We start from the raw sequence: 23,286 nt of genomic DNA, 5'->3' as shown, positions 1-23,286 counted from the left end.
GCGATTTCGGATGTTCCGCCTGCGCCGGTTTGTGTATTATAAAATCATGAACCGGATCGTCCTGGCCGGCTGTATGGCGCTGCTGGCCGCCGGTGCGGCAGGCGGGGCGGACGAGGAGGCGTTGGTCGCGTGGCTGGCGCGGGACGGGGCGCGCGTCCGGGCCACGGCCGGCGGCTACGTTCTCCAGGGACCGCAGGGCGGGACCCGCACGTTGACCAGAACAAGCGACGGATTCCGCCTGGTGGATGCCGCAGGCCGGTCCATCCTGATTCGCCGCACCCCGGACGGGTTCATCGCACGCGGCGCCTCGCCCACGGCCGGATTCCGCGCCAGGGAAACCGCGGGAGGCGGCGCGATCGTCACCACGCCGGTTGATCGGGCGACGGTGCGGCGGACCGCCGATGGGTATCGTGTCTTCTCCCTGGACGGCCCAGCGGCCACGGTTCGCCGAACCGCCAATGGTCTGGTGGCTGCGCCGGCCGCGCCGCGCGATGCGGGGCTGCGGGAAGCGTTCGATGCCGCCTACCGGAAACGGAAGTCGAAATGACGCGCCTGCCGGACGGGCCATCGCGCGCCGGGGAGGGGCTCCTGTTCCTCTTGGGTTTTTGTATTCCCGGCCTGCTGCATTGGGTCATGCATTTCAGGATATCCGCGCTGTGTTTCGCGATTTTCGCCGTGGTCTGCTGGCGGTGCGGCGGGTTGTGGGCCGGCGTCGCGGCGCATGTTATCGTCTACGTGGACGCGTTGCTCCGCTTGGACCGGGCCGAACGGATCGTGTCCGCCGCAAGAAAGCTGGGCCGGTTGTAGGGTTCCCGCCGTTCCCGGATCTGGAGGGCGGAGCTCCCGCGACGCCGCGATCGGGTTCGCGGGAGCTCGCCCCTCCAATACGATCAGCGTGATCTCCGGCCGCGCGAAGAGCCGCAGGGGCGGGCCCCACGTGCCGGCGCCGCGGCTCACGTAGAGCCGGCGCCCGGGCGCGATATCGTGCAGGCCCCTCCGCCAGGGATAGATCGGCTTCAGGAACCACTCGAACGGGAACATCTGCCCCCCGTGCGTGTGGCCGGAAAGTTGGAGGTCAGACCATGCGCCCGCCTCCCGGCTGACCAGCGGCTGGTGCTTGAGCAGGATCACGAATCCATCCGGCGGCCGGGCTGCCGCCAGGGGACGCTCGTCGGCGAAATGCGGTTGCCGGGTCAGCCAGCCCGCGGGATCGTCCACGCCCGCCAGCCACAGGCCGGGCAGGGGCTCCGCCGCCGCGGCGCGCAGCAGGCGCAGGCCGGCGGCCTGGTGAAACGCCAGCGACTCGCGCAGCCCCGTGAAGTACTCGTGGTTGCCGAGCACTCCGAAAAAGCCGCCGCGGGCCTGCCACCCGGCCATGGCCGAAGCCTGGTCCGCGAGCTGGCGGAGCGGCGCATCGATGAGATCGCCCGTGCTCACGAGGAGGTCGGGCTTCAACTCCCGCACCGCATCCCCGATCTTCGCCAGCATGCGGCCGCCGCGTCGCGCCGTCAGGTGCAGGTCGGAAACCTGGACGACGCGGTAGCGCGTCCCCTCGGGCAGCCGGTCGGTCTGCAGGATCACGGTTTCCACGCGGAGCCCGCGGGCCTCGATGGCGCCCCAGGCGACGGCCAGCAGGATCACCGCGCCGTTGGCCAGGACGGCCGGCCGGGGCGGGATTCGGACGCGGGCCAACCCGCCCGAAAAGAGAGAAGCCGCGCGGATCGCCAGGTTCCAGGCGTCCAGCAGGAGCCCGATGGAAAAGAACCAGAACACGATCGCGACCCAGGAATACCCGGCCGCGCCGGCCAGCGCCGCCAGGACCGGATAGCCCCGGTTGCCGAACCAGCGCGTCAGGAACGGGGCGGCGAACAGGCCGGTGAAGACGATCAGGAGCCAGGCCGAGAAGGGGCGGAGCCGCGGGCAGGCCCGGACGAGCTTGACCCCCATGTACGCATGCATTGCCGCGTACGAGAGCAGCACGATCGGGAAAATCAGCAGCATGTTCATGGCGCGCACACCATACGGGGCCTCGGCGCCCCGCGCAAGTGCCCCGCGTCCGCCGCCGGGCCCCGTGCGCGTAAGTTCAATGGCAACAAAACTCTTCACACCCGTGAACGATCTTGTTACGGATGAAAAAGCGAGAAAGGCGTGGAATCGCGACGCGCTCTTTCCTTTCTATACGTGGAGGCCGGGCGCCCTCGCCCCGCGGGAAGCGCCGCGAGGGCGCGGCGCCTCGAGGCGAGCAACAGAAGGTCGCGGCGGGAATGCGATTCTGGTATGAGGCAGGCATGAATAAGGAAGGGCCGGCAGCCGGCGATGAGGTGCTGCGGGCGTTCGTGGCCGTGGAGATCACGGACGAGGTCCGGGCGGCGCTGGGCGGGTTGCAGCGCGAGTTGCGGAAAAGCGAGGCGCGGGTGGGATGGGTGGCGCCGGAACGCATCCATCTGACCCTGGCGTTCCTGGGCGATATCTTTGCCGCGCAGGTGCCGGGGCTTGCGGCGGCGCTGGACGCGGCCGCGGCGGGCTGTCCGCCGTTTGCGTTCGAGGTGGCCGGAACGGGCGCGTTCGGCCCGCCGCATTCGCCGAGGGTGGTATGGGCCGGGATCGAAGAGCCGACCGGATCGTTGGCCCGGCTGCAGGCCCACGCGGCCGGAGCGGTGACGGAACTCGGGTTCCGTTTGGAGGAGCGGCCGTTTCATCCGCACCTGACGTTGGGCCGGGTGCGCGGGCGGGCCGGTGCGGCCGATTTGACTTCGCGGCTGGAGTCCTTTAGAAGTCTCCGGTGCGGCAGGGTGGAGGTCCGGCGCGTCCTGCTGATGCAAAGCGTTTTGAGTTCCCAGGGGGCCGAGTACCGGGTGCGGCATTCGTCCGAATTGAAAGGAGCATGAGACCATGGCAGCGAAATCCAGTCAGGCGGCGAGCGCGGAAAAAACCATGCCGGCGGCGTTGAGCGCCGTCCTGGCCCAGATCCAGAAGGAATTCGGCGAAGGCGCGATCATGCGCCTCGGCAAGGAGGAGGCGCACGCCCAGGTGCCCTCGATCTCCACGGGCGCCCTGACGCTCGACCTGGCGCTCGGGATCGGCGGCGTACCGCGCGGGCGCATCATCGAGGTCTTCGGCCCCGAGTCCTCGGGCAAAACCACGCTGGTGCTGCACATCATCGCCAACGCCCAGAAGAACGGCGGCGTGGCGGCGTTCATCGACGCCGAGCACGCGCTCGACCCGACTTACGCCCGCAAGATCGGCGTGAACCTGGACGACCTGCTCGTCTCCCAGCCGGACTCCGGCGAGGAGGCGCTGACGATCGCCGACCAGCTCGTGCGCAGCAATTCCGTGGACGTGGTCGTGATCGATTCCGTCGCCGCGCTCGCGCCGCGCGCGGAACTCGAAGGCGCGATGGGCGACTCGCACGTGGGCCTTCAGGCGCGCCTGATGTCGCAGGCGATGCGCAAGCTCACCGGCATCCTGAACAAGTCCAAGACCTGCTGCATCTTCACGAACCAGATCCGCGAGAAGATCGGCGTCATGTTCGGCAATCCGGAGACCACGCCCGGCGGCCGCGCCCTGAAGTTCTACGCCTCGGTCCGGATTGACATCCGGCGCCTGGCGACGATGAAGGACCCCGCGGGCCGGGCCATCGGCAACCGGACGAAGGCCAAGGTGGTGAAGAACAAGATGGCCGCGCCCTTCGTGGAGGCGGAATTCGACATCCTCTATGCCGAGGGCATTTCACGCACCGGCGCGGTCCTGGACGCCGCCCTCCAGTACGGCCTGATCGACAGGCGGGGCACCTGGCTGTCGTTCGAGAACCAGCAGTTGGGGCAGGGCCGCGACGCCGCGCGGGATAACCTGAAGAACGATCCTGAACTGGAGAAGAAGATCACGGACGCGGTCCGGGCCAAGGTGAAGGAAGGCCATGTGGCGGCGACCGGCAAGGAAGCGGCCAAGGCCTGACGCCCGGCGGCGGGCCGCATGGGCGGCCGCCGGGGCGGTGCTGCTGTTGGCGGGCGGCGCGGCGGGGCAGGCCGTATCGGAGCGGGAACTGGTCCGCCGCCTCGTCAAGGAAGCGTACGACCGTCAGGCCGCGGCGCCGTCGGATGCGCGCGGATACGTGGCGCGGCCCGAGGACAACCTCGTCCCCGGCGTGCGGCTGGAACTGTTCCGGGCGGACCTGGAAAAGGGCGCCGGCCACGAGCTCCAGGGCAAGTTCCGGGCGGTGCATTCGTCGTCCGCCCTCGCGGTGAACACCTTCGCGCCGTTCAAGGACCGGCCCGCGGATCTCGTCCTTCTTGGCCGCCGGGGCTTCGACGCCGTCACTTTCGAAAAGCAGCTTTCGACGGGACTGCACGGAACGCCGCCGACGCTGGATGTGTTCCTGCGGCGCGGCGACGAAGTGATCGCGATCGAATCCAAGTTCCTGGAGTACTTCAGTCCCAAGGAGGCGAAGTTCTCGTCCAGCTACCGGCGCTCCGCGCTGCCCTGGGCGGAGGATGGCTGGTGGCGCGTGCTGGAGGAGGCCAGGGGCGCCGGACCCCGGAACCTCGACGTGGCCCAGTTGGTTAAGCATTACCTGGGATTGAGCCGTCTGCTCGAAGAGGGCGACGCGTCGGGGTGGAAGCCCGCGCGGGCGACGCTGCTCTACCTGTACTGGGAGCCCGCCAACCCCGGCCGGGCGACGGCGTGCGTCCGGCACCGCGCGGAGATCGCACAACTGGCGGCCCGCGTCGCGGAATCCCGGATCGACTTCCGCGCCATGAGCTATCCGGACTTGTGGCAGGATTGGGAAAGGCGGCCGGGGCTCGCGGCGCATGCCGGCGACCTCCAGCGGCGATACGGCCTGACTTATCCGGGCGAGTAGCCTGTGTTCGGGCCCGGTATCGGCCGGAAGTCGGTTGGCGGCGTCCACGGCGCCTGTCCCGCCGATTGAACTCCGGGCCGGTCTTGCCTATAATCAAAAAAACAGCGGGGAGGTCTTCATGAAGAAAGCTATGACGGCTGTCGTTCTGCTCGCTACACTGCTGGTCTTTTCCGGCTGCGCGGCGGGGGACGCGCGGTTCGAGGCGGCGCCGGCGGGATTCTGGGCCGGGCTGTGGCACGGGTTGATCTGCTGCATCACGTTCGTCGTCAGCCTTTTCAAGGACAACGTCCACGTCTACGAGGTGCGCCACGCCGGGCATCTCTACGACCTCGGGTTCGTCCTCGGCGCGGCGATCGCGTTCGGCGGCTGCGGCGGCTCGGGCTCCTGCCGGTGGCGCAGGTCGCCGCGGGAAAAGGAGTGGGAGGACCTCGGCGCGCGGGTGGAAGTGAAGGTCCGCAAGGGCATCCGCGAGTGGCTCGACGAGGACGGGAAGAAGGACGCCGAGTGGGAAGAGGTCGGTCGCAAGGTCGAGGAAAAGATCAAGCGGGAGCTGCGGAACTGGGCGGACAAGTAGCGCCGACCCCGGCCGGTAGGCGCAGGCTGAACACGCTCCCCTGGCCGGGCGCACTCTCGACGGATACGCTGCCCCCGTGGGCCTGGGCGATGTGCTTGACGATGGCCAGCCCCAACCCCGTTCCGCCCAGTTGCCGGCTGCGCGCCTTGTCCACCCGGTAAAAGCGCTCGAAGAGACGGGGCTGGTGCTCGGCCGGGATTCCAGGGCCCCGGTCGCTAACGCGAATTACGACTTCGTCGCCCTCGCGCCGGCCTTCCACGAGCACGGGCGACCCCGGCGGGCTGTACTTGATGGCGTTGTCGAGCAGGTTGATCACGGCCTGCTCCAGCAGCGGGGCATTGATGCGGGCGCGCAGCCCGGGCGCGCAATCCAGTTCCATGGTCATCTGCCGCGCGTCGGCCTTGTATTGGCAGCACTCCATCGCCGAGCGCAATGTCGGGCCGAGTTCCTGCTCCTCGAGCCGGATGGCCTGCCGGTCGGCCTCCTCCTCGATGCGCGAGAGCTGGAGCAGGTCCTCGATGATCGCGTTCAGCCGGTCGGCCTGCCGCGCGAGGATCTCCAGGAACCGGCGGGCCTCGTCCTCGTTCTTGATGGCGCCGTCCTGCAGGGTCTCGACGAAGCCCTTGATCGAGGTGATCGGTGTCTTGAGTTCGTGCGATACGTTGGCGACGAAGTCGCGGCGGACATCCTCCAGCCGGCGCAGCCGGGTGACGTCGTTGAGCACGATCAGCGCGCCGAGGCCGCGGCCGCCGGCATCGCGCAGGCGCGTGGCGTGGATCTGGAGGTGCCGGTCCTTTCCGTTGAACAGCGTGATGTCGCCTTCCACCGGCTGGCTGGCGGCGGCCGCGTCGGCGGCCAGTTTCTGAAGGTCCGCGTTCCGCACGAGCTCGGCCAGCGGGCGATTCAGGGCCTTGTCGAGCGATACGCGAAGCAGGCGGGCGGCGGCCGGATTCAGGTTGATCACGCGCTGCTCCGCGTCCAGCGCGATCACCCCCTCGACCATGCTGGCGAAGACGGCTTCCTGCTCGTTGCGTTGGCGCTCCAGGGCCTCCAGACGTTCCGCAAGGTGCCCGGCCAGGCGGTTGAAAGACGTCGCCAGGGCCCCCTGTGGATCGCCGTCCTCGGGCGTCATGCGCGCGGACCAGTCGCCGGAAGCGAGCTGATCGAAAAGCCGGCGGGCCTCCCGCAGGGCGAGGCCGCGCTGCCGGGAGCGGCGCGCGTATTTCACGAATCCCGCGGCGAGCAGGACGCCGGCGATCAGCAGCGCGATGAGCAGGGGGGTCATGATTCCCTGAACCGGTAGCCGACGCCGCGCACGGTCTCGATGTAGTCGCCCGCGGCGCCGAGTTTCTTGCGGAGGCCGACCACCTGGACGTCCACCGAGCGGTCGGTCACCGGGTAATCCGGCCCGCGGATCGCGTCCACGATCTGCTGCCGGGTCAGCACCCAGCCGGGCCTGCGCGCCAGGACCTGCAGGAGTTGGAACTCGGTGAAGGACAAATCAATCGGCTTGTTCTTGAGTTTCACCTCGCGGCGGCCGGGATGGATCATCAAATCGTGGATGTGGACCGGCGCGTCTTTGTCGTTCGCGGCGACCTCGCGGCGCCGCAGGACGGCGCGCAGCCGGGCCAGGAGCACCCGGGGGCTGAACGGCTTGGTCAGGTAGTCGTCGGCGCCCAGTTCGAGGCCCGCGACGACGTCTGCCTCTTCCCCCTTGGCCGTGACCATGAGGACCGGGATGCCGCGGGTGGACGGCTCCGCCTTGAGCAGTTTGCAGAACTCCAGGCCGTTCATGCCCGGGAGCATCAGGTCCAGCAGGACCGCCGACGGCGGCGCGGCCTTGATCCGCTTGAATGCCTCCTCGCTGCTCGACACCACGGTGACGTGGTACCCGTCCTTGGCGAGGTTATAGCGGATCAGCTCCTGGATATCCGCTTCGTCTTCGACGACCAGAATATGTTCCCGGGCCATGAATGAGACTCCTATTGGGATGCGGAAACACTCCGCTCATCATGTTAAGCGCGGATGAGCGCGGCGTAAATTCTTTGTTCAACCCGGATTCTTCATCCCCGCGTACGCCGCCAGGGCGCGGTCGCGGGCCTCGGAATGGTCGACGACCGGCCGCGGATAGGTCTGGCCGAGCACCACGCCGGCCGCCTGGAGTTCGAGCGGCTCCGCCTCCCAGGGCTTGAAAAGCCAGGGGGCGGGAAGCGCCTTCAATTCCGGCACCCAGCGGCGGATGTACTCGCCCCCCGGGTCGAACTTGGCGGCCTGCAGGACGGGATTAAAGATCCGGAAGTAGGGGGCCGCGTCCGCGCCGCAGCCGGCGGACCACTGCCAGCCGAGCGTGTTGTTCGCCAGGTCCGCGTCCAGGAGCGTGTCCCAGAACCAGCGTGCGCCTTCCTGCCAGGGCAGGAGAAGGTCCTTGACGAGAAACGAGGCGACGATCATTCGCACGCGGTTGTGCATCCAGCCCGTGCGCCACAATTCCCGCATGCCGGCATCCACGATCGGGTAACCGGTCAGGCCCTTTTGCCAGGCCTTCAGGATCGCCTTGTCGCGCCGCCAGGGAAACCGGCCGAACTCGGGATGCAGCGGCTCCTCCGGCGTACGCGGAAAATGCTCCAGCAGGTGGTGCGCGAACTCGCGCCAGCCGAGCTCCCGCTGGTAGACGAGCGCGGCCTTTCGAGCCGGCGGCCGGCCGGCGGCCGCCTGCTCCACGGCCTGCCAGACCTGGCGGACGCTGATCTCGCCGAAATGCAGATGCGGCGAGAGCCGTGACGTGCCCTCCCGGTCCGGCCGGTCCCTGTCGGTGTCATAGGACTCCAGCCCGGACCGGATGAATCGGCGAAGCACCTTGAGGGCTCCTTGCTCGCCGGGCTCCCACGTGTCGCGGAACCCGGCCGCCCAGTCGATCGCGGGCAGCAGATCCAAAGCGTCCACGTTTTCCCCGTCGGGGAAGCGGCCGGGCGCCGGGATATCGCCGGGCGCGGCGGCCGGCGGCTCGGGAGACAGCGATTCCAGGCAGTGCCGCCAGAACGGGGTGAAGACCTGGAAGGGACGGTCCTGCTTGTTCCGGATCAGGTTCGGCTCGAAGAGCAGGGCGGCCTCATGGATTTCCACCGTGAGGCCGTCCTGCTCCAGCGCCGCGCAGAGTTCCGCGTCGTGCCGTCGCGCGGCGGGGTCCGGCACGGCGTTCCATCTGACCGCGTTCGCGCCGGTTTCCCGGGCCAGCCGGCGCAGGAGCGGGAGGGGATCCCGGCCTTTCCGCAGCACCAGTTCCGAGCCCCGGCTGCGCAAGGTCTCGCGGAGTGAAAGCAGGGAATGATGCAGCCACCAGTTCGAGGCGGCGCCGGCCCGCCATGCCGCGTCCAGGTCCGGCGTGTGGAGGTACACGGGCACCACGGGCCCGAGCCGGCAGGCGGCGCGGAGCGCGAGGTGGTCCGCCAGCCGCAGGTCGCGGCGAAACCAGACGATCGCGGGGGGCTTATGTCCCATGGCGCATGACCGATTTACGTCGGGGCCCGAAGCTCCAGTCCCGGCGGCGGCACGAAACCGTAGGCATGGACCGAATGGCTCTCGAGAACCGGCATGAAAGTCCACAGGATCGGCGGGTGGCCCGTTTTCTCGTACCGGCCCTGTCGCGTGGTGCCCGATGCCAGGCACTCGCGGCACAGGACCTGATGATCCGCGGGCAGGATCTCCGAGGATTTCTCCAGGCCGAGCGAGACCGCGACGTCCCGGGCCGCCCGGTTTCCGAACAGGACGTCGCCGGATTCCGAGAGTTCCAGAAGGGGATTCGGATTGCTAAGCGGGAAGGCGGCGAGCTTGGCGATGGCCACGTCGGCCTTTTTCCGGGCCGTGATGTCGCGCAGGATGGCCAGGGCTTCGCTCTTGGCCGCCGGGACCATGCGGACTTCGTACACCCGGGACCCGTCTTCGGCGAGCGTCACATCGAACACCTGCCGCCGTCCTGTTTCCCAGAGCCGGTCGGCGGCCTGGCGGAGCTTGTGCGCGGCGGGGGCCGGCAGGAACAGGTCGAGGGCGTTGCCCATCATCATCGCGCGGTCCGGCATGTCGCCGTCCGGCGCGGACTTGACGTCCAGCACGGTGCCGTTCCGATCGAAGCGAAGCATCAGGTCGGGAATCGCGTTCAGGATCTGGGCGTGCCGTTCCTCGCTCCGGCGCAGGGATTGCTCGGCCTCCTGGCGCTGGAGCGCCGCGCCCAGCAGCGCGGCCACCGTCTTCAACGCCTCCAGTTCGACCAGGGACCAGGTCCGCCGTCCCTCGTGCACCTCGAACCCGAGAAACCCGCGCCAGGCCCCGTTGACAAAAAAGGGCAGCGCGGCCACGGAGCCGATCTGCTGCCGGCTCAACAAGGACTGCTCGCCGGGGGGAAACTCGACCACGTCGCCGCTGATGATCTGGCCGCGGCCGAGTTGCTCGATCCAGCGGCCGAAGCCCTGACGTTGCATCGGGAACGCGCGCCAGGCGGAGTAGTACAATTGCGGGGGCAGCCCGGAGGCCGTCCACTCGTACCGGCGGTCGGCCGTGAATTCCTCGGGCCCGGCGGCGCGCACCTCGGTGACGTGCACGCGGTGCACGCTGATGGCCTGCCCGAGCCGGGCCAGGACCGCCTGGATGCACTGCTCCAGCGCATGGCATTTGAGGAACTGCTCGGAGGCGAAGCCGATGGCCTCGAGAATGGCTTCCCGCCGGCGCAGGAGCGATTCCGATTGCTTGCGCTCCGTGATGTCCTGGATCATCGCCATCTTGGACTGGCGGCCGTCGGGATGGAGGATCGGCGTGTCCACCACGTGGTACCAGCGGTGGTCCTTGGGACTCAAGACCTCCCATCGCACGGTTTTGCCCTGGAAGACCGTCTCGTTGACGCACCAGGGGCACCGGCTGTCCCGGTCGTGCAGGGCTTTGTAGCAGAACTCGCCGGTCGCGTCGCGCCCCGTTCGCTCGATGAAGCGCCGGTTCATGAACTCGATCTTCAGGTCGGCCGAGCAGATGTAGATCAGGCCGTCGTAGGCGTCCACGATCGCCCGGTACTTGGCCCAGTTTTCCTGCGCGGCTTCCTGGGCCTGGCGGCGGGCGGTGACGTCCTGGATGTACCCGTAGTAGTGGGTGATCGCGCCCTGCGGGTCGCGCCGCACCACGGTGAAGTCGTGCAGCCACCGGGAGCCGCCGTCCTTATCCAGGATCCGGTAATCCTGCTCGAAGTGCGCGAGGCCGGATTCGCTGAACTGCCGGACTTCCTCCGCGACGCGGGCCAGGTCGTCCGGATGGACAATCGCGGCGTAAGGAAGCCGCCCGCTGATGAAATCCCCGGGCTGGTATCCGAACTGCGCGATATTCGGGGAGACGTATTCCACCGGCCAGCCCTCGGCGGCCTTCCATTTGAACATGACCGTCGGACCGCTTTCGAACAGGCGGAGGGCTTCCTCGGAACTCAAAGATGCGGAATGCATGTACGTCGTATAAAAAGTCCGGCCGTTTATGCAGATTGCCCGGGAGGAAGTCAAGCCCTGACAAGCCCCTTTTTGCTCTACATGGAACGTTTCGACAGGCCCCCCGCGGCGGCGGCCAGCGTCAGGGAAAAGAATACCGAGGCACAATGGCCATTGCATTTAGTCTTTCCAGTCGTTAAGAATGAAAAATTACATATGACAACAAACCCATCCCCCCCCGCTGATGCGGCGGCCGTCAGGCCACCGAGCCGAATGAGCCTGTGGATCCTGCTGGTCGTCAGCCTCGTGGCCGTCCTCGCGGTGCTCTGGCTCGCGCTGAAACCGGATAACGAGGAGACGGAGGTCATCGAGGTGGTCGTGTCGGAGGATCCATCCACCGCCGGCGTCTACCGGCACGAGATCGTGGATGCCGTGGACCGTTTCGATGTCAAGGCCGAGGTGGGCCGACGATACCGCGTGCTGATCGACGATGAATCGGACGAGGGCGCGTCCGGCGTGGCCAAGATCGGGGGCCTGGTGACGTTCGTATCCGGCGGCCGCCGGGGCGAGATCGCCATCGTCGAGGTGACCCGCGTGAAGAGGAGCGTGGCGGAGGCCGTGCTTATCAAGAAGCTGGAAACCGTCCCGCTTTCGGATTTGAGGCCTGTCGCCTCTCGGGGGCGCTCCTCGGAAGGCCGCCCGGCGGACGGGCGCCCGGACCCCGTGGAGGTGGGCCGCTTGTACTCGGGTGCGGCCCAGGAACTCGGGAAGGAAGGGGACGGGATCATCCGCGTCCAGGGCAAGGTGATTTTTGTGCAAGGGGCCGCCGTCGGGCAGACGGTTCAGTTCGAAGTGACCGAGAACCTGGGACGGTTCGCGCGGGGCCGGGTGGTCGAGGGGGCCGCCGGTTCCGCGACGCCCGCGGCCGAAGCTGCGGCCCCGGCGCCCGTCGTGGATGAAAAGCCGGTGGACGGGGATTCCGCCCGGGCCGAGGACGTCGTGGCCGGCCGGGTCTTCGATGTAACGATCACCGAGGCCGACCGGCGGTCACCCGACCGGGACGGGGTGGCAAAAATCGGCGGGCTCGTGGTTTTCGTGTCCGGCGGCCGGCCGGACCAGCGGGTCCGCGTGCGCATCGTGCAGCGCATGGCCCGCTTTGCCCGGGCCGAGGTGATCGGCGCGCCCGTCACGGTCAGCGCCCCGGCGCCGCAAGGGGGCCCGTGAGCCATGGCCCGCATCCTGACGGATGAAACCAGCCTGCACCGCAAGCGCGACTCGCTGAAAAAAGAGAGTGCGGTGCTGCAGAAGCTGGTCTGGATTGAGACCGGCCTGGCGGCGATCCTCCTGGCCACCGGCGTGGCCCTGCTGGTGCTCGGCAAGGGAGGGGGAGGCCTGCTGGCCGCGGGCATTGTGCTGGGTTTCCTGGCCGTCGGCCACGGGTTTAAAGTCCGGGAAAACAAGAGGGAGCATCAGTCCGTCAGCGCGGGCCTGAAGGGCGAGATGAGCGTCACGCAGGTGCTGAACAACGCGCTCGGCAACGATTCCTATATCCTCAACGATCTCTCGGTCAAGCACGGCTGGAAACGCGCCCAGATGGACCACCTGGTCGTCACCCCGCGAGGCATCTTCGTGGTCGAGACCAAGACCTGGAGGGGAGAAATTGACGGCGGCGAGGACGATGACACGTGGACCCAGGTGCGGCGGCCCGGGGACAAGCCCATCAAGCTCCGGAATCCCATCGCCCAGTGCAAGCGGCAGGTCGAGGTCCTGCGCCTGTTCCTGAAGGACGAAGGCGTGGATTGGCCGCACGTGTACCCGATCCTGGTCTCGCGCTCGCCCGAGGCGATGTTCTGGGTCCGAAGCTCCACGGTTCCGCTCCTGAAGCCGCCCGAGGCCGCGCGGTACATCGTGAAGCAAACGTCGGACCGCCAGTATACCGCCGAGGAAGTGACCGCCGTGATTGAGCTGCTGAAGAAGAAGGGCCGATGAGTTCGCGGAGCAAACTGGAGCGGCTGATCCTGGCGGTGAACACGCTCGGCCTGACCGTCTACCTGTTCTGGCTGGCGTTCGGCGGGCGCCGTATCATGCGCACGCAGGACGGCGTGCTCTACCTGCTGCCGGTCATGCCGATGCTCTTTGTCTACGCGTTTCTCCTGCAGCGTCGTAAAACAACCAACCACGCAAGCGAGTAGCTTATGGAAAAAGGCGCAAAAGCCATGGTGATGATGCTCCTGGTGGCCTTCCTGCTGGGCATTGCGGTCATTGCCCTGAATCAGGACTACCGCGAATTGTTCAATATGGTGAGGAAGGGCACTCCCGGCGACACGGCCATCTGGAGGTCCAACGAGGCCTTCTACCCCGTCGTCAAGGCCACGGTGGAGGAGGCGTCCGATGCAAAATAAGCTGATGCTGTTCAGCTACACGTATATCCTCGGGCTGGCCCTGGCCAAGCTCTATCCCCTGGACTCCCTCTTTCTCCCGGCCCTCTGGGTCTTGACGGCGATCCTGCTCGGGGGCCCGCTCCTGTGGCTGGCGGCCCGCGCGCTCCGGCGGACGGGGGCGGCCTCGCCCTGGACGGCCGCGGTCTTCACGGTGTTGGCCGTCGTCGGCATGGTGAGCCTCGGCTACACGCGCTACATCAGCGCGGATTCCGTGCCCGATCACCGGCTCGGGACCATCACCGTGACCGGGGGCGCGGTGAGCCTCAAGACGGAAAGCGCGCTGCCGGACGCGAGCCGGCTCCGCCTGGTCAAGCAGACGGAACTGGACGAGGATGTGCGATTGCGGTTTCACGGTGAGTTGGACGCGCGCCAGCCGGTGCTGGACGAGAGGGGCCTGCCGTCTATGGACGCCCGGGCCCGGTGGCGCTTCAAGCTGGTGCGCGTGCCCCAGCAGAGCGAGGTCATCACTATCGCCGCGGGCGATCCGGTCGGTACCCAGTACCTGGTGGCCCAGCCCTTCAGCCGGATCACGCAGATGGAGGTCCTCGCCCCGAAGAACACCGGCCAGACCTCGCGCGGCGGGTTGGTGGCCCTGTACCGGGTCTCGAATCACATCGGTTCCTTCGCCCGGCCGGGCCGGAACCAGGCCCCGCTGACGATCCTCGGCCGGATCACGTCGGATCCGCTGGTCTACGATTTTAAAACCGTGCTGCCCGTCACTCCCGCCTTCGTGCAGGCCGCCGCCGGCGGCCCATTCTTCAAGGTCGAGGGTGGGGACGTTCACATCACGATCAAGCCGGACATGATCGGGTACGATAGCTTCGCCCGGACCGAGGCCTACGGCAGCGACATCGTCGCGAAGGGCGGGGTGTCGATCGCCCGCGCGTCGTCGAACCCCGGGGGCTACAACCCGCGTCGGACCCTGCAGAACAGCAATATCTTCGGAATGATGGACGTTGTGCAGGATCGCGATTCCTCCGAGCCGCCCCTGCGCCAGGTCGGGCCCGCCGGCGGGCCTTCCCGCACCGGAAACCCGGTGGTGCGCTTTTCGCTGGGGCTGCGCGACCGGATGCTGCGCGTCCTGAAGCTGACGGTCCCTTATCCGCACACGGCGTTCCTCGGCGGCGTGACGCTGGGGCTCCGCTACGGATTGCAGAATACGCCGTGCCTGTTCGGTAGCGGGCACGGACAGGTCCCTGCCGAGGGGGAGGACGAACCGGCGGAGGCGGCGCCCGTGGTCGGATGCGAGGAGTACATCGCGGAGGAGTTCAAGATCTCCGGCGTGAACCATGTGCTGGCGGTGTCCGGATTGCATGTGACGATCATCACGGTCATGTTTGTCAGCATCTTCACCCTGCTGCGCCTGCCGCGCCAGGTGTACACGCCGCTGATCATCCTGGCCCTGGTGATTTTCGCCATCATCACGGGGGCGCGGCCCTCCGTGCTGCGCGCCGTCATCATGCACGGCCTCGTCCTCCTCACCCTGGCCTACATGAAGGGCGGCCTTCGCTCGTCGGTGCTGTTCGGCGTGGCCGTCGCGGCCTTCCTGATCCTGCTGGAAAACCCGCTGGTGCTCGTGGACCCGTCGTTCACGCTGTCGTTCGGCGCGATCCTGTCCCTCGGCCTGATCACGCCGGTGGCCTTCGACCTCTTGAGCCGGCTGCGCGGCAACGTCTTTTTCGTCTTCATCCTGCTGGCGCTCCTGGTGACGGGCATCGGGATGCTCAACTGGCCGCTGCTGGTCAGCGCCCAGTTCATCGTGCCGTTCACCCTGTTCGCGTTCGCCCTGCGCGCGGGCGCGCAATGGCTGGAACGGCGGGACGTGCGGCTGATCGGCCGGTTCGGCTTCACCGATCTGCCCCAGGGGCCCGCCCTGTTCCTCGCGTCCCAGGTCGCGATCCAGGTTGGCATGATGCTGCCGCTGTCCACGTTCTACTTCGCCCGCTGGCCGTTCGCCGGGGCCTACGCGAACCTGGTCGCCATTCCCCTGATCGGCGTCGTGGTCCAACTCGCCGCCATGGCGGGCCTGCTGGGCCTGATCCCCGGGATCGGGCTGTACATCGCCACCGTCTTGAGCGCGGCCAACCTGCTCTTCTCCACGGCCTTCCTGTGGCTGGCCCACATCTGCACGAAATATTTTCCCTATCCGTTCTCCCGGCGGCCCTCGGCGCGCTTCCTGCTGGCCTACTTCCTCCTGTGCGCGGTCTGGATCTGGAACAAGCCGCTGCGCGAGCGCCTGCGGCAATGGGGGGAAACCCTGGGTTGGCCCGCGCGGCGCGCCGTCGCCGCCGGCATCGCCGGCCTGGTCATCCTCGCTACCGTGCCGGCGTGGTTCGGGTACGAGTCCCGCTCCCGGCGGGAGCTCGAGGTCACGGTGCTCTCCATCGGGTACGGCAGCTCGATCTTCATCGAAACGCCGAACGGAAAGAACATCCTCGTGGATGCCGGCTTCGTCGAGCACGAGCGCGGCCGCCTCAACCAGGCCGAGCGCAACATCGTTCCTTTCCTGGCCTACAAAAACATCCGCCGGCTCGATGCGCTGGTGATGACCTCCCCGCGCCCGGAACGCGCGGCCGGCATCGGCTATGTGCTGCAGGGCATGTGGGTGGACCAGCTCTACCTGCCGGCCGGACTGGTCGGCCTCGACGCCTCGTGGACGGCCGAGGACCTCCTGGAACGACTCGCCGGCGCGGGGGCCGACCAGTACAGCCCGGTCCTGGCGGACACGATGCACGACGAACTGGTCGGGTCGCCCCTGCACCCGCGCCGCGTGTCGCTGGCCCGCTCGCTGTACGCTCGCCGCGATACCATTTGGAATCGCTGGGCCGATACCGTGGTCCGCGTCGAGCCGCTGAAGGCCGGCGCCGTGCTCGCCGAGGAAACCGTGGACGGTCAAGTGCTCCGCCTGGAAGTGCTGCATCCCGGCGGCGGCCCGGAGGGCGAGTTCCCCATCGAAAACAACTCCGCCGTCCTGCGGTTGAGCTACGGCGATTTCGCCATGTTGCTGACGAGCGACCTGCATTTCGCCGGGCAGCGGAATCTCGCGCAATCGGCGGAGGCCGCCAAACTGAAGGCCCAGGTCCTCGTCTTCCCGCATCACGGCGCCGCCCAGCCGCGCTCCGCCCCGGATGCCATGAAGGACGCGACGGAAGCGGCGCTGATCTCCGATACGCAGCCGCTGCTCGACAAGGTCGCCCCGGAGAAGGTCGTCTTCGAGTTCGGGAATCCCCGGCCCGCCCTCGGCCTGGCCGGGCGCGACGCGGTCTCGGCCTTCGAGTTGACCTGGCGCTTTGTGGAGCACCGCCTGGGCGCCGACGCCTGCTTTAACACCGACCGGGACCTGGCCGTCATCGTCCGCTCCGACGGCCGGGGCTATACCCTGAAGACCCAGGCGCAGGAGAACCGGGCGCAGGGCGGCGAAGAGGGCGCCGTCGCCGAGATTGACATGGCGTTCTGATCCGGGCCTGACGCCGGACCTCTGTAGTTCCGGCGCTCTGTCGCCGGAGTTTCCGCCGGCAGAGCGGCGGAACTACAGGTGCGGCTGAAGCATGCGTGTGATTCAATCACAATCCGCGGACATCCGGCGCAATCTCGCCGCCGAAGAATGGCTGCTATCCGAGAAGGCCCCCGCGCTGCCGCTGCTTTTTCTCTGGCAATCCGCGCCCGCCGTCGTCATCGGCAAGAACCAGAACCCCTGGCTCGAGTGCCGGCCGGGCTTCCTGGAAGAGCAGGGCGTCCGGCTCGCCCGCCGCGTCTCCGGCGGCGGGGCGGTCTATCACGATGCCGGCAACCTGAACTACGCGTTCATCCTGTCCCGCGCCACCTACCGACGCGATGCGCTCTTCGCCCGGATCATATCCGCCCTCGCGCCGCTCGGCCTCCGCGCGGAACGGCTCGGGCGCAGCGGGCTGGGGATCGGCGGGCGTAAGTTCTCGGGCACGGCGTTCTGCTACCGCGGCGACCGCGTCCTCCACCACGGGACCCTGCTGGTGTCCGCCGACCTGCAGCGGCTGGATGAAGTCCTGCTCCCCGCGCTTGTTGACATCCATGGCCGGGCCGTGCCCTCCGAACGCGCGACGGTCATGAACCTGTCGGAAGCGATCCCCGGCCTGACCGTGGAACGCGTAGCGGCCGCCCTGTCCGAAGGCCACGAGGCGATGGACGCCCCCCCCGATCCGGCCCTCGCGATGCAGGCGGAAAAACATGAGTCTCCGGCCTGGGTATTCGGCAACACCCCACCGTTCGAAACCGGCGTGCTGGGCCGGCGCGTGCGCGTGGAGCAGGGGATCGTCGCGAAGGGTCCATGGGCCGGCTGCCCGTTCCGTTCGCGGGATCTCGCCGCGCGGCTGGAGGGCGGAGGGGCGCAGGGCATTCTTGCCCCGGGCCTGTCGAAAAGGAAATTGTCATCTTGAGCGAAGCGAAGGATCTCTTGAGGTAAACGGCGGCCAGGAGATTCCTCGCTGACGCTCGGAATGAAAAGGCTATGAAACGTTGGCCGAATATCGTTTTTGCTGTCTTCCTGGCCTGGCTCTCTTTCTGCGGCTTGTCGGGTCGCCCGATCCTGCACGGCGACGCGCGGGAGTACATCCTGCAGACGCAGTCCATCGCGCTGCGCGGACAACTCGCGATCGAGCCCGTTCGCGCCGCCGAGTACTGGAACAGAACGAATCCATACGGTCTGGAACTGGGGGAAACACGCCCGGCGTCCTGGCCCCTCAACGAAAGCGCGCAGGCGGGCGGCGGGTTCGGCGCGCTCTACCCGGACCGCTTCGGCGAATGGCGCTTCGCGCATTTCTGGGCCTACTCCGCCGTCGTGGCCCCGCTGTACGGCTTCCTGCACCTCGTCGCGCCGAAGGCCGAGTACGCCGCCTTCCGGATCGTCAACACGCTGTTCTTGTTGCTTCCGTTTCTCCTCGCCTGGCGGGGCGGGGGGAACTGGCGGCTGCTGATCGTCATGATCCTGGCGGCGTTCTCCCCGCTGATCCCTTACACCGACTGGGCGCACCCAGAGTTGTTCTGTTTCGGCCTGGTCCTGACCGCATTTCAACTCGCGCGCGAACCGCGCGGGCGTTGGTTCGCCCCGGCGGTGCTGGGCCTGGCCGCCACGCAGAATCCGCCGATCCTTCTTTTTTTCCCGCTGCTCCTGCTGCGCGCGCGATCGGGCCCCGGCCGGCCCGCGTGGAGGCCACTGATCCCGGCCTTCGGGGCGGGCGCGCTGATCGGCCTGTTGCCGGTATTCTATGCGAGCCATTACTTCGAGGCCTGGAACATCATCCAGGCCGTGGACCAGGCCAAAACGTCCTATGCCACCTTGGCGCGCGCCTTCCATTTCTTCTTCAGCCCGCTGGTCGGCGCGGTCTGGATCTTCCCGGCGTGCTTCCTGTTTCTGCCTTTGTCCATTCGCTGCACGAACGCCGTCTTTGCGGCGGCGGCTCTGGTCACGGTCTTCCTCGCGGCCTGGGCTTCGTCCGCGACCGCGAACTTCAACGCCGGGCAGGTCGGGGCGCTGCGCTACGCCGTCTGGGCGCTGGCCCCGTTGTGGTGCCTGGTGTTCGAGGGCGCGCGCGGGCCTTTGGCCGGCCGCGCCCGCAAGATTCTGTTCCCGGCGGCCGTGGCGCTCAATGTCCTGCTGATCCTGGTCTTCAAGTACGAGCGCCTGCCGCGCAAGGATATCCGGCTGGTGGCCGGTTGCCGGCGCGCGACGCCGCCGGTCGCCGCGCTGGTCCGTGTGCTGCATTACCCCGACGACATCGAGGTGCTGGTCGAGAATATCGTGGGCCATGAACTACCCGGTCGCCGGCAGTTCGAAGGCGTATACGTGTGGAACCTCGCCCCGGATCGCTCGCTCTGGATCGTCTCCCGGGCCGCCGTCGAACGTGGGCTTGAACTCGCGCGGCCCATGGCGTCCGGGCTTCGATTCGACGCGCGCCCGCCCGGCAGCCTGACCGTGGAGTACCGCGAGGGCGTCGCGGCCCTGCGCATTCACGCGGCAACCGGCTACGCGAGCCACCCCGTTTGGGGAGACTACCTCTTCGCCTGGTCCAACCGCGCCCTCCCGCCCACCGGCCGCGAGCCGCCGTGGCTGGTGATCCGGTAGCGATCCAAACTATGGTTTTGTGAAAAGCACGCGGTAGAAAACGGGCTTGTTCATCGGAGACGGCCTGTCAAACATGAGCGCATTGGTGCCGTCGTTCAGCGTCTGGTCAAATGGCAAGATGAGCTGCCAGGACGGTGGAACCGGGTTCGTGGTGAAATAGGGTTGCACAAGCCATGGAGTGGCCCCGGTATTGCCGGACGCGAAGATCATGATGTTGGTGGTCACCGTCATGCCGATAATTTCCGCGTCGGGTGCCTCGGGGTCCTGGGCGCGGAACCCGACGGCGGGGACGCCGAAATCACTCATGCTGTAACTGGTCAGGTTCGACGCGCGGACCCAGTAGTAATAGCCCTGGCCCGGCACCGCCGAGACGTCGTCGAAGGTTAGCGTGTTTACTGAAACACCTCCGATGCAGGTCGCGGCATGGGTGTCGTTGTCGGGGTGCCGCCACATGCCGAAGCCTGTTTCTCCGTCCACGTTGGCCCAGGTCAGAGCAACTTTGTCAGGATGGGTCCCCTGCGAGGCGGTGAGTGCAGCAGGCGCTCTCAAGCGCCGATAGCCGGAATCCGTGTTGCTCCACTCGCTCGTGCCGTAGGCATTGATCGCGGTGATCCAGTAGTAGTACAGCTGGCCCGGTACGGCCCACAGATCGTTGTATGCGGGTACATCCGGCACGCCGCTGCCCAGCACGGTCGCCGTGGACACATTGTTGCTAACGCTGCGCCAGATCAAATAAGCCGCTTCCAAGGATACATCATCCCACCTGATGGACACGTAGTCGATGTGGTCCCCGTCTCCGGCGGAGACGTTTAGGGGTGCTTCCGGAACGGTTTCCTGGGCGGAATGCAAAACGATTTCATCGAAAAGCACCCGCTGCTCGCCGGATATCCAAAACAGGCGGACATATACCCCTTCGTCGATGTGAAAAAAGCGACGGTATTCGGAATAACTGGCGGAGGTTATCGTGATGGTGTCCTGGTCGGTCCATGTCACGCCATCGGGTGACGTTTGCAGGCGATACACCACGGCCGGGTCGGCTCCATCCCAGTGTCGGTATTGAAAAGTGACCAGTCCCAGGCCGTCGGGCAGGAAAGGACTCAAGAGGTACTTGGCGTCGGCGTCGTTTCGAAACCGAACCGCCTGGCCCGAGTAGGCATAGGTGGCGCCAATGAGTGCATTAAAGACGATCCAGCCCTTGTACGTGTAGAAACCATAGGTGGATGTAGCCGGCCAGTTGTCGAAGTCCTGTGCGCGTTGGGGTTCGGCCTCTTCGACGTTGATGTCATCCAATCGCAATTCCTGAACTCCCCCCGTCGGATTGGGGGGCCCCAGGATGACGACGTCATCAAAGGCTACGTTCCCTTGGGACTTGTAATACGTAAACCGCACGCGGATGGTGTTGGTGGCGATTGCGTTGATATTGGTTCTGGGTTGATTGGCAATCGGCCGATTCGACGCGATGATTGTCCAATCCAGATCATTGGAAGTGGCTTCAACAAGAAAGAATGAATTACTGCTTACCATCTGACCTTTTATCCAGTATGAAAGATTGGTTGGTTGGTTAAGCACGGGTGTGGTGATGTGGTCCCCGGGGTTGTCGAACTTCAGCGAGGGAGGCTCCCGGCCGTAGTTCCCCGAGCTAAAATACATCCCTGCTATGCCTGAAAAGGACCAGCCGGTTGGCGGACTCGTGCCGCCGGGAAACCCTTCATCAATAAGAAGAAAGGCATAGTTCTCCAGGGACGTGACCATGTTGCATATCCGGATAAAAGCCCCGCTTGGATTGTAGAAAGATCGCGAGTAGTGCTCGTCTGTGTACCCAGCCATTCCAGTATCCAAGGTTGTCCAATGAATAGAGTCGCTGGATGCCTGAATAGCGAACGGTGACGGAATGTAGCCATTGGCATGGCGGAAGCTGATGGTCCCATAGCCGTTACTGAAAAACGGGCTGCGTACAAAATTGGTTGCGCCCGGGCCTCCCGGCAGGAACGCAGCTTTGCCATGAGAGGCGCTGGCTTCGCGAACCTGGCCGGTCTGGACCAGCCATAGTTGGTGCGTGTGGGTCCCCAGGTTCGTTCCGCTGTCGGGCCAGTCATTGAAGTCCATATAGCGCACGGGATCCGCTGCATCCGCCAGAATGGCAAGTGACATGGCGGCCATCACCGGGCATAACCAAGCGATGCGCATGTTGCTCACCCCCACAGGCGAACATACACTGTGCGCGGGACGCTTTATAGGTTGCGCGCGGTCTTACTTCGCCCACTGCGCTTCCGCGAACTCCCAGTTCGCGAGCTTGTCGAGGAACACGGTGACGAAGTCCTTGCGGCGGTTCTGGTAGTCGAGGTAGTAGGCGTGTTCCCAGACGTCGCAGGTGAGCAGGGCCTTCTGGCCGTGGGCGAGGGGGGTGTCGGCGTTCGACGTTTTGACGACCTTCAGCTTGCCGCCCTCGGCGACCAGCCAGGCCCAGCCGCTGCCGAACTGGGTCATCGCGGCGTCCGTGAACGCGGCCCTGAAGGCGTCGAAGCCGCCGAAGGATTGAGCGATGGCTTCCGCCAACTTGCCCTGGGGGACGCCCCCGCCGTTGGGTTTCATGCTGCTCCAGAAGAACGTGTGGTTCCAGACCTGGGCCGCGTTGTTGAAAACGCCCGCCTTGTCGGCTTTGCCCGCGGTTTGCTGGATGATCTCCTCCAGCGGCAGGTCCGCCAGCGGCGTGCCGGCCACCAGCTTGTTCAGGTTGTCCACGTAGGCTTGGTGGTGCTTGCCATAGTGGAAGCCGATGGTTCGCGCCGAGATGTGCGGCTCCAGGGCGTTGTCGGGCCACGGGAGGGACGGAAGGCTGAACGTGCTCATGGTTGCTCCTTTCTCCGCTGCGCGGAGTTTCTTGTATCATCCTATCGCTTTTGCCGCGGCCCGCCAAGCCTGAACGCCCGTTGGTAGTGTATCAGTTTGAGCCCTCTCCTTTCTGATTCCCGCTTTACTTCCGTGGGGGTCTGGTTATGTTAACGGTATGCAAAAGCGGTCAAGCAGAGAGGCGGACCCGAATCTGGTTGCCAAGGCTGTTGTGGACCAGGCTACGGGATCAGCAGAGCTTTCCCCGGCACAGCAAGCGGCGCGGATGCTCGGCAGGCTCGGCGGGTTGAAGGGCGGGAAGGCCAGGGCGGCTAAACTATCAGGCCGAATGCGCACGGAGATCGCCAAAAAAGCGGCCGCGGCCCGCTGGGAAAAGTCGAAATAATACTTGCACGAATGCCGTTAGTTCGTTATGTGGATGATTAATTAAGTCCGCGCCGTAGACGATAGCGCGGCCGTTTCGCCGCCCATGCCCTGAAATGGGTTCTTGTGGTGACGGAAAAGTATAGAATCGGTCGCCTGCCAGCATCCTAGACTGGCAAGACGCTGATGAAGCAAGAGAGGCCCCGTTTGAGGGCTCGGTGTTCCGGTAAATCTCTTCTTCATCAGCGTCTTTTTTTTTAGCCCATGAAAGGGCCATGACGATGAATATAATATCCGATTTAACGCCCAGGTGGCGGGTTCCGCGAGGCCCCGCGCCGGTATTATCGTCCCGGACTTTCACACCTGGGCGGACCTTTTTTATCAAAGAAAGGCAGGTTGAATATGTAGGGCTGACGAATAAGTAATTAAAAACAACAGCCCCACGGCTGGCACCGTGAGGCTGTTCAAACCATGTGGGGCTGTGCGATGGATCGCACCTCTGGCCATGGACCCCGAGGATTCGGGTTCGATTCCCGACAGCTCCACCAATCAACGCTAAAGGAAGACTAAACCACCCTCTTGCTTGGGTCAAGAGGTATCTCGGAAATCCCTTTCAGCACAACAGAAAGATTTTGTTATTTTGTGCT

General features: G+C 66.2%; 19 protein-coding genes and 1 tRNA gene. 13 read left to right on the top strand and 7 right to left on the bottom strand.

Annotated elements, in window-relative coordinates; translation table 11 throughout:
* Positions 1–46 precede the first annotated feature (46 nt).
* Positions 47–547, top strand: coding sequence for a hypothetical protein (locus KA248_02440; protein MBP7828757.1), 501 nt, complete (start codon positions 47–49; stop codon positions 545–547).
* Here KA248_02440 and KA248_02435 read toward each other — a convergent pair.
* Positions 523–2,007: a metallophosphoesterase gene (locus KA248_02435; GenBank protein MBP7828756.1), complete on the bottom strand. Its 1,485-nt coding sequence runs from the start codon at positions 2,005–2,007 to the stop codon at positions 523–525. The genes KA248_02440 and KA248_02435 overlap by 25 nt on opposite strands.
* Before the next feature lie 281 nt (positions 2,008–2,288).
* Here KA248_02435 and thpR point away from each other — a divergent pair, with 281 nt between their 5' ends.
* The 4 genes from thpR to KA248_02415 all read left to right on the top strand — a co-directional run bounded on the left by thpR (position 2,289) and on the right by KA248_02415 (position 5,432).
* A complete protein-coding gene (gene thpR / locus KA248_02430) occupies positions 2,289–2,888 on the top strand; it encodes an RNA 2',3'-cyclic phosphodiesterase (GenBank protein ID MBP7828755.1) in 600 nt (199 codons plus the stop codon).
* A gap of 4 nt (positions 2,889–2,892) precedes the next feature.
* Positions 2,893–3,954, top strand: coding sequence for a recombinase RecA (recA, locus tag KA248_02425; GenBank protein MBP7828754.1), 1,062 nt, complete (start codon positions 2,893–2,895; stop codon positions 3,952–3,954).
* The gene (locus KA248_02420) at positions 3,917–4,858 is read left to right on the top strand and encodes a hypothetical protein (protein ID MBP7828753.1); all 942 of its coding nucleotides are present in this window, start codon (positions 3,917–3,919) and stop codon (positions 4,856–4,858) included. The genes recA and KA248_02420 overlap by 38 nt, the downstream gene beginning before the upstream one ends.
* A 118-nt stretch (positions 4,859–4,976) precedes the next feature.
* The gene (locus tag KA248_02415; GenBank protein ID MBP7828752.1) at positions 4,977–5,432 is read left to right on the top strand and encodes a hypothetical protein; all 456 of its coding nucleotides are present in this window, start codon (positions 4,977–4,979) and stop codon (positions 5,430–5,432) included.
* Here KA248_02415 and KA248_02410 read toward each other — a convergent pair.
* The 4 genes from KA248_02410 to KA248_02395 form a co-directional block, all read right to left on the bottom strand.
* Positions 5,398–6,717, bottom strand: a complete 1,320-nt coding sequence (locus KA248_02410; protein MBP7828751.1) for a PAS domain-containing protein — start codon at positions 6,715–6,717, stop codon at positions 5,398–5,400. The genes KA248_02415 and KA248_02410 overlap by 35 nt on opposite strands.
* Positions 6,714–7,403, bottom strand: a complete 690-nt coding sequence (locus tag KA248_02405) for a response regulator transcription factor (GenBank protein ID MBP7828750.1) — start codon at positions 7,401–7,403, stop codon at positions 6,714–6,716. The genes KA248_02410 and KA248_02405 overlap by 4 nt, the downstream gene beginning before the upstream one ends.
* A 78-nt stretch (positions 7,404–7,481) precedes the next feature.
* Complete coding sequence (locus KA248_02400; GenBank protein ID MBP7828749.1) at positions 7,482–8,930, bottom strand: deoxyribodipyrimidine photo-lyase; 1,449 nt, start codon at positions 8,928–8,930, stop codon at positions 7,482–7,484.
* Between the two features lie 14 nt (positions 8,931–8,944).
* A complete protein-coding gene (locus KA248_02395) occupies positions 8,945–10,909 on the bottom strand; it encodes a PAS domain-containing protein (protein MBP7828748.1) in 1,965 nt (654 codons plus the stop codon).
* Between the two features lie 252 nt (positions 10,910–11,161).
* Between KA248_02395 and KA248_02390 the strand changes: the two genes are divergently transcribed.
* The 7 genes from KA248_02390 to KA248_02360 all read left to right on the top strand — a co-directional run bounded on the left by KA248_02390 (position 11,162) and on the right by KA248_02360 (position 19,426).
* Complete coding sequence (locus KA248_02390; GenBank protein MBP7828747.1) at positions 11,162–12,112, top strand: TRAM domain-containing protein; 951 nt, start codon at positions 11,162–11,164, stop codon at positions 12,110–12,112.
* A 3-nt stretch (positions 12,113–12,115) separates the two neighbouring features.
* Positions 12,116–12,877 carry an NERD domain-containing protein gene (locus tag KA248_02385; protein ID MBP7828746.1) on the top strand — a complete coding sequence of 254 codons (762 nt, stop codon included), beginning with the start codon at positions 12,116–12,118 and terminating at the stop codon, positions 12,875–12,877.
* Positions 12,874–13,080 carry a hypothetical protein gene (locus KA248_02380; GenBank protein ID MBP7828745.1) on the top strand — a complete coding sequence of 69 codons (207 nt, stop codon included), beginning with the start codon at positions 12,874–12,876 and terminating at the stop codon, positions 13,078–13,080. Before KA248_02385 ends, KA248_02380 begins: the two co-directional genes overlap by 4 nt.
* Positions 13,081–13,083: 3 nt before the next feature.
* Complete coding sequence (locus KA248_02375) at positions 13,084–13,290, top strand: hypothetical protein (GenBank protein ID MBP7828744.1); 207 nt, start codon at positions 13,084–13,086, stop codon at positions 13,288–13,290.
* Positions 13,280–16,786: a ComEC/Rec2 family competence protein gene (locus KA248_02370; GenBank protein ID MBP7828743.1), complete on the top strand. Its 3,507-nt coding sequence runs from the start codon at positions 13,280–13,282 to the stop codon at positions 16,784–16,786. Before KA248_02375 ends, KA248_02370 begins: the two co-directional genes overlap by 11 nt.
* 91 nt (positions 16,787–16,877) lie before the next feature.
* On the top strand, positions 16,878–17,741 hold the full coding sequence (locus KA248_02365) for a lipoate--protein ligase family protein (GenBank protein MBP7828742.1): 864 nt from the start codon (positions 16,878–16,880) through the stop codon (positions 17,739–17,741).
* A gap of 71 nt (positions 17,742–17,812) precedes the next feature.
* A complete protein-coding gene (locus tag KA248_02360; GenBank protein MBP7828741.1) occupies positions 17,813–19,426 on the top strand; it encodes a hypothetical protein in 1,614 nt (537 codons plus the stop codon).
* Between the two features lie 9 nt (positions 19,427–19,435).
* Here KA248_02360 and KA248_02355 read toward each other — a convergent pair whose 3' ends face one another.
* Complete coding sequence (locus tag KA248_02355) at positions 19,436–21,613, bottom strand: fibronectin type III domain-containing protein (GenBank protein ID MBP7828740.1); 2,178 nt, start codon at positions 21,611–21,613, stop codon at positions 19,436–19,438.
* 63 nt (positions 21,614–21,676) lie between these two features.
* Positions 21,677–22,276, bottom strand: a complete 600-nt coding sequence (locus KA248_02350) for a superoxide dismutase (protein MBP7828739.1) — start codon at positions 22,274–22,276, stop codon at positions 21,677–21,679.
* 838 nt (positions 22,277–23,114) lie between these two features.
* Here KA248_02350 and KA248_02345 point away from each other — a divergent pair.
* Positions 23,115–23,187: transfer RNA gene (locus KA248_02345), tRNA-His, on the top strand.
* The last annotated feature ends 99 nt before the right edge of the window (positions 23,188–23,286 follow it).

This window comes from Kiritimatiellia bacterium (assembly GCA_018001225.1).
Taxonomy (GTDB): domain Bacteria; phylum Verrucomicrobiota; class Kiritimatiellia; order CAIQIC01; family JAGNIJ01; genus JAGNIJ01.
The sequence above is the reverse complement of the archived record's forward strand: the minus strand, read 5'-3'. Positions and strand labels throughout refer to the sequence as shown.

Bases quoted from the DNA above. Each gene is read 5' to 3' on its own strand.
- KA248_02390 (MBP7828747.1), top strand. From the start codon at position 11,162: ATGAGCCTGTGGATCCTGCTGGTCGTCAGCCTCGTGGCCGTCCTCGCG.
- KA248_02360 (MBP7828741.1), top strand. From the start codon at position 17,813: ATGAAACGTTGGCCGAATATCGTTTTTGCTGTCTTCCTGGCCTGGCTC.
- KA248_02435 (MBP7828756.1), bottom strand. From the start codon at position 2,007: ATGAACATGCTGCTGATTTTCCCGATCGTGCTGCTCTCGTACGCGGCA.
- KA248_02405 (MBP7828750.1), bottom strand. From the start codon at position 7,403: ATGGCCCGGGAACATATTCTGGTCGTCGAAGACGAAGCGGATATCCAG.
- KA248_02370 (MBP7828743.1), top strand. From the start codon at position 13,280: ATGCAAAATAAGCTGATGCTGTTCAGCTACACGTATATCCTCGGGCTG.
- KA248_02375 (MBP7828744.1), top strand. From the start codon at position 13,084: ATGGAAAAAGGCGCAAAAGCCATGGTGATGATGCTCCTGGTGGCCTTC.
- thpR (MBP7828755.1), top strand. From the start codon at position 2,289: ATGAATAAGGAAGGGCCGGCAGCCGGCGATGAGGTGCTGCGGGCGTTC.
- KA248_02415 (MBP7828752.1), top strand. From the start codon at position 4,977: ATGAAGAAAGCTATGACGGCTGTCGTTCTGCTCGCTACACTGCTGGTC.
- KA248_02350 (MBP7828739.1), bottom strand. From the start codon at position 22,276: ATGAGCACGTTCAGCCTTCCGTCCCTCCCGTGGCCCGACAACGCCCTG.
- KA248_02365 (MBP7828742.1), top strand. From the start codon at position 16,878: ATGCGTGTGATTCAATCACAATCCGCGGACATCCGGCGCAATCTCGCC.
- KA248_02440 (MBP7828757.1), top strand. From the start codon at position 47: ATGAACCGGATCGTCCTGGCCGGCTGTATGGCGCTGCTGGCCGCCGGT.
- KA248_02385 (MBP7828746.1), top strand. From the start codon at position 12,116: ATGGCCCGCATCCTGACGGATGAAACCAGCCTGCACCGCAAGCGCGAC.
- KA248_02355 (MBP7828740.1), bottom strand. From the start codon at position 21,613: ATGCGCATCGCTTGGTTATGCCCGGTGATGGCCGCCATGTCACTTGCC.
- KA248_02410 (MBP7828751.1), bottom strand. From the start codon at position 6,717: ATGACCCCCCTGCTCATCGCGCTGCTGATCGCCGGCGTCCTGCTCGCC.
- recA (MBP7828754.1), top strand. From the start codon at position 2,893: ATGGCAGCGAAATCCAGTCAGGCGGCGAGCGCGGAAAAAACCATGCCG.
- KA248_02420 (MBP7828753.1), top strand. From the start codon at position 3,917: ATGTGGCGGCGACCGGCAAGGAAGCGGCCAAGGCCTGACGCCCGGCGG.
- KA248_02395 (MBP7828748.1), bottom strand. From the start codon at position 10,909: ATGCATTCCGCATCTTTGAGTTCCGAGGAAGCCCTCCGCCTGTTCGAA.
- KA248_02380 (MBP7828745.1), top strand. From the start codon at position 12,874: ATGAGTTCGCGGAGCAAACTGGAGCGGCTGATCCTGGCGGTGAACACG.
- KA248_02400 (MBP7828749.1), bottom strand. From the start codon at position 8,930: ATGGGACATAAGCCCCCCGCGATCGTCTGGTTTCGCCGCGACCTGCGG.